3 protein-coding genes and 2 pseudogenes are annotated in these 4,491 nt (G+C 70.7%); 3 read left to right on the plus strand and 2 right to left on the minus strand.

The annotated features are described in order from the left end of the window. Together VF697_RS18850 and VF697_RS18855 are read left to right on the plus strand one after the other, a co-directional pair. Positions 1-233, plus strand: a pseudogene (locus VF697_RS18850) (hypothetical protein); the annotation flags it as partial. Positions 234-403: 170 nt separating this feature from the next. After that, the gene (locus VF697_RS18855) at positions 404-2,677 is read left to right on the plus strand and encodes a hypothetical protein (protein ID WP_331096928.1); all 2,274 of its coding nucleotides are present in this window, start codon (positions 404-406) and stop codon (positions 2,675-2,677) included. A gap of 25 nt (positions 2,678-2,702) precedes the next feature. Here the strand turns inward: VF697_RS18855 and VF697_RS18860 are convergent, their stop codons facing one another. Then, positions 2,703-3,491: an SDR family NAD(P)-dependent oxidoreductase gene (locus tag VF697_RS18860; protein WP_331096930.1), complete on the minus strand. Its 789-nt coding sequence runs from the start codon at positions 3,489-3,491 to the stop codon at positions 2,703-2,705. Between the two features lie 285 nt (positions 3,492-3,776). Here VF697_RS18860 and VF697_RS18865 point away from each other — a divergent pair, with 285 nt between their 5' ends. Beyond that, a complete protein-coding gene (locus VF697_RS18865; protein WP_331096932.1) occupies positions 3,777-3,998 on the plus strand; it encodes a YHS domain-containing protein in 222 nt (73 codons plus the stop codon). Positions 3,999-4,008: 10 nt separating this feature from the next. On the opposite strand, the pseudogene VF697_RS18870 reads toward VF697_RS18865, so the two are convergent. Next, positions 4,009-4,491: pseudogene (locus tag VF697_RS18870) on the minus strand (single-stranded-DNA-specific exonuclease RecJ); the annotation flags it as partial.

Consider the following 4,491-nt stretch of genomic DNA (forward strand, 5'->3'; position numbering starts at 1 on the left):
TCATCACCCCGCCCATGCCTCCGGGCCCCATCACGGACCAGCCCATGGGCATCGTGTCCGCCAACGTCCTCGCCCCCGGGCAGTGCCAGACGCTCTCGAAGACCTTCAGCGCGTGGGCCCCCTCCCCCGGCGCCTGGTACCTGGGCGCCGCCGCGGACCCGAACAACAGCCGCCCCGAGTTCTTCGACGACAACAACACCCGGGTCGGCTCCGTCCTGTCCGTGACGCCCTGAGCCCCAGCCGGGCGAGCGCGCCAGGGCGGCGCACCCCGCGCCATTCCTGAGCGGGCGGGCGATCCATCCTGGACGGGAGCCTCTCCCTTCCAGGGCAGCGCTGGGCTGGAATGGCGCGGCACGCGGCTCGCAATACCCGCGCGGTGAACCCCCACCGCGCAGGTGTCCCCGTGCCCCCCGCCAACAACAGCACCGAAGCCATTCAACGCATTTCCCTGAAGAACCGCGAGTACGCCTACATCGAGGATGCGAACCGCGGCGTCGTCCTGGTGGAGATCGGCCCCAGGGTCCTCACGCTGGAGGCCCACCTCACCCTCGTCCACAAGAGCCGGATGATCGAGCTGGGCACGGGGAGCTGGTGCGTCGTGCGCAACCCCGTGGTGCGCTCGGACGGCCGGGTGGCCCTGGACGACTTCGGTCAGGCCCGCATCGCGGTGGGCGACCGCGAGGTCCGCGTCGGCCCCCAGGTCTTCTCCCTCTACCCCGGCGAAGAGCTGGAGGGAGACATCACTCCCGAGTACGTCCTCGGCGTCTACGAGGCGCTGCGCCTGCGCGCGCTCACCGCCTTCACCGATGAACGGGCGCCCGGTGGGGCTCGCGACCGCGAGGCCGGCGACGAGTGGCTCGTGCGCGGGCCCGGCCGCTATGTGCCCAGCGAGGCGGTGAGTGTCGTCTCCGCGGAGAAGGCCCGCGTCCTCAAGGAGACCGAGTACTGCGTGGTGCTCAACCCGGTGGACCGTGCCACGGGCCGCATCCAGGAGGGCCGCCGCAAGGTCATCTCCGGCCCGGACGTCTTCTTCCTGGAGCCGGGCGAGGCCCTGGAGGGGGACGTGCGCCGCAAGCACGTGCTCTCCGAGATGCAGGGGCTCAAGCTCCAGGCGCTCGATGACTTCTCCGAGCCCGAGGAAGGGGGCGAGCCCCGGCCCCGCAGGGCGGGTGACACGTGGATCGTCCGCGGGCCCCGCACCTACGTGCCCAACGAGAAGGTGCTCATCCACAAGGAGATCTCCGCCCTGTCGCTCGGCCAGGGCGAGGGCCTCTATGTGAGGGACTTGCGCTCCGGCAAGGTGTCGCTCGTCCAGGGGCCCTGCCAGTTCATGCCCGAGGCGCACCAGGAGCTGCACGAGAAGCGGCTCTCCCCCGACGCCGAGGCGCTGTTGGGGCTCGCCCCCGCGCTCGCCGCAGTGGAGGGCAAGGACGCCAAGGCGCCGCGTCCCGTCCCCGTGGAGCGGATTGATCGCACGCGGGCCATCGTGCTGCGCATCGAGGACAACACCGCGGTGCTCATCAACGACTTCGAGAGCAACCACGCCCGGGTGGAGTTCGGCCCCGTCAAGGTGATGCTCCGCCCCTACGAGGACGTGACGGTGTTGGACCTGTCCGGCGGAACGCCGAAGCGGCCCCGGCAGCTCAAGGTGCTCATGCTCCGGCTGGGGCCGGACTTCTCCACCGACCTGTTCGAGGTGGCCACGCGAGACCATGCCCGGCTGCGCATCAAGCTCTCCTACAAGTGGCAGTTCGACGTGGAGGGCGACGCGGAGAAGGACAAGTCCATCTTCCGGGTGAACGACTTCGTCGGCTACGTCTGCGAGAACCTCGCCTCGCGCATCCGTCAGGTCGCCGCGGAGAACGAGTTCGAGACGTTCCACAAGAACGCCAGCGTGCTCATCCGCCGCGCCATCTTCGGCGTCGATGAGTCCGGCAAGGCGCGCAAGGATCGCCTCTTCTCCGAGAACCAGCTGCGCATCATCGACATCGACATCAAGGACATCGCGCCGGTGGATGACAAGACGGCCCTCAAGCTGCGCGAGGCCATCGACACCAACATCCAGATCCAGCTCGATGCCTCCCGGCAGGAGGCGCAGGCCGCGGCCGAGCTCAAGCGCATCCGCAGCGAGGAGGAGAAGCAGCTCGCGGACATCTCCAGCCACCGCAAGTCGGAGGCCGAGCGGCAGTCGCTCATCGAGTTGCAGAACCGCAACCACCAGCTCTCCGCGATCAGCGATGCCAAGGTGGGGGCGGAGGCGCAGCTCGAGAAGGCACGCGTGGAGAGCGAGGAGGCCCTGGCCCGCGCGGAGGCCGAGGCGCGGGCCTCCCGCATCCGCACCGAGGCGGAGTTGGAGCGCGAGCGGATGATGAGCGAGGTGGCGCTGGAGCGGCAGAAGCGGATGAACGACCTGGAGGTGGATCGTCAGGCACGGCTGGCCGAGGTGGAGGCCGATCAGTTCCGCCAGCGGGTGGAGGCGCTCGGCGGCGGGGAGAACTTCGTGAAGGCCGTGGCCGCCCAGGCGCAGGCGGCGGTGGTGGGAGGACTGGACAAGGTGGTGTTCCTGCCCAGCGGCTCCAACCTCAACCTCTTCGACTCCATGCAGGGCCTGCTCGGTCCCGGGGGAGCGAGCCGCCCGCCCACCGCGGCAGGGAGCGGGAAGACCCTGGAGGGGTAGCCCCGGGAACGGCGCTCCTGTCCGCTCAGGAGCCCCCGGGCATGCGGTAGCGCGCGGCGAGCGTGGGCTTGTTGCCCGCGCGCATGCCGGTCTCCGCCTGCTCCAGCACCGCGAGGGCCTCGGAGGCCTCGAGGCCCGGGACGCAGACCGTCTCGCCGCGCTCGAGGCCCAGGAGCGAGGCGGCAACGACGTCCTCCGGCTTCATGGCGCCCTTGTAGCCGCCATTGAACTCGGTCTCCGTCATGCCCGGACACACCACCTGGACCTTCACCAGACTGCCGCGAACCTCGCCGGCGAGCGTCCGGGTGAAGTGGACGAGGAAGGCCTTCGCCCCCGCGTAGGTGGCCCGGTGCGGGAGCGGATTCGGGGGCAGCGCGCCGGAGAAGGCCAGCAGGGACGCCACGTTGATGACCGCACCCCGGCCTCGCGCCAGCATGCCCGGCAGGGCGGCTCGCGTGGCCAGCATCGGCGCGAGGATGTGCAGGCGCACGAGCTGCTCGAGGAGGGCCGGGTCGGCCTCGGCGAAGGGCCCGTAGCCACCAATGCCCGCGTTGTTGATGAGGAGGCAGATGTCCTCGCCGGCGGCGCGCTGGGCCACCCGCTGGATGTCCCCGTCGACGCTCAGGTCGGCCTTGAGCACCTCGACGCGAACCGAGTGGGCGGCCTCGAGCTCCGCGGCCAGGGCACGCAGCCGGTCCTCACGCCGTGCGACGAGGACGAGAGGATGGCCCCGCTCGGCCAGTCGGCGTGCGTATACCGCGCCAATTCCCGCCGAGGCTCCCGTGACCAGCGCCGTGCCCTGTCTGGCTTCCATGCGGACTCCCGTGTTCGTGGATGCGTCTCGGCACGGTTATAGGGAGGACACCCCGGAGGGAGCGAGCCTCGGCACCGCGCACTGATCGGCTCCCTGCACTCCAGGGCCACCCGGCGCGGGCTTCCGAACCACCCGTGCCGGGGAAAATTTTTCCCCCTCCGGGCCGCACCTCACCTCTCCGCCGACCCTCCCTGCCCCTAACCCCGCGAATCCACGGGGCTGGCCGCTGGCACGCCCGCTGCTTTGGACTCCCAGGCGAGTTCTGGTTGGGGGAGGCGAGGGATGATGAAGGACGTTCAGAAGCGACACCTGGATCCGGTCTGCGGCAAGCAGTTGGAGGCGCCCGAGGGTCGTCCGTCCACGGAGTACAAGAAGCGGAAGTATTTCTTCTGCTCGGAGCGGTGCCGGACCGCCTTCCAGCGTCAGGCGGAGCGCTTCCGCATGAACGACCTGGCGAAGGCGGGAGCGCTGCTGACGCCGGGCCGGGTACGCTGGGGCATCGCCTGAGAGGCTGAGCTCAGGCGGCGGCGCGCAGGTCCTTGAGCTTGAGGGACAGCCGCCGCTGGCCGCGGAAGGTGTCGAAGCTCGCCTGGAAGGCGAGGTCCACCGGCCCCTCGGTGAGGGCCAGCCGGTCCGCCATGCCGAAGCCGATGGCGTCCACGGCGGGTGCGTCCACCAGGGCCAGCTTGAGGTGGCCGGCGCCCCCGGACTTGTGCGCCAGCACGCGCGGGCGGGCCACCTGGTGGCGCAGCACCAGCACGGGCTCGGGGTTGCCCTGTCCGAAGGGCCCGAGCCGCTGGAGCGCCTCCACCGCGCGCTCGTCCAGCTCGCTCACGCCCACCACCGCGTCCACCTTGCAGCGGGGAATCAGGTCCTCCGGCGTCAGCCGCTGCCGGGCAATGCGCTCGAAGGCCTCGCGGAAGGCGGGCAGGTTCTTCGCGTCCACGGTGAGGCCGGCGGCGTGCTTGTGGCCACCGAAGCGGGCGAAGAGGTCCGCGCA

The organism is Archangium sp. (assembly GCF_036388035.1).
In the GTDB taxonomy this organism is placed as follows: domain Bacteria; phylum Myxococcota; class Myxococcia; order Myxococcales; family Myxococcaceae; genus Archangium.

What these genes read in the sequence shown, in the direction of transcription:
- VF697_RS18860 (WP_331096930.1), bottom strand. Translation starts at nt 3,491, where the DNA reads ATGGAAGCCAGACAGGGCACGGCGCTGGTCACGGGAGCCTCGGCGGGA.
- VF697_RS18865 (WP_331096932.1), top strand. Translation starts at nt 3,777, where the DNA reads ATGAAGGACGTTCAGAAGCGACACCTGGATCCGGTCTGCGGCAAGCAG.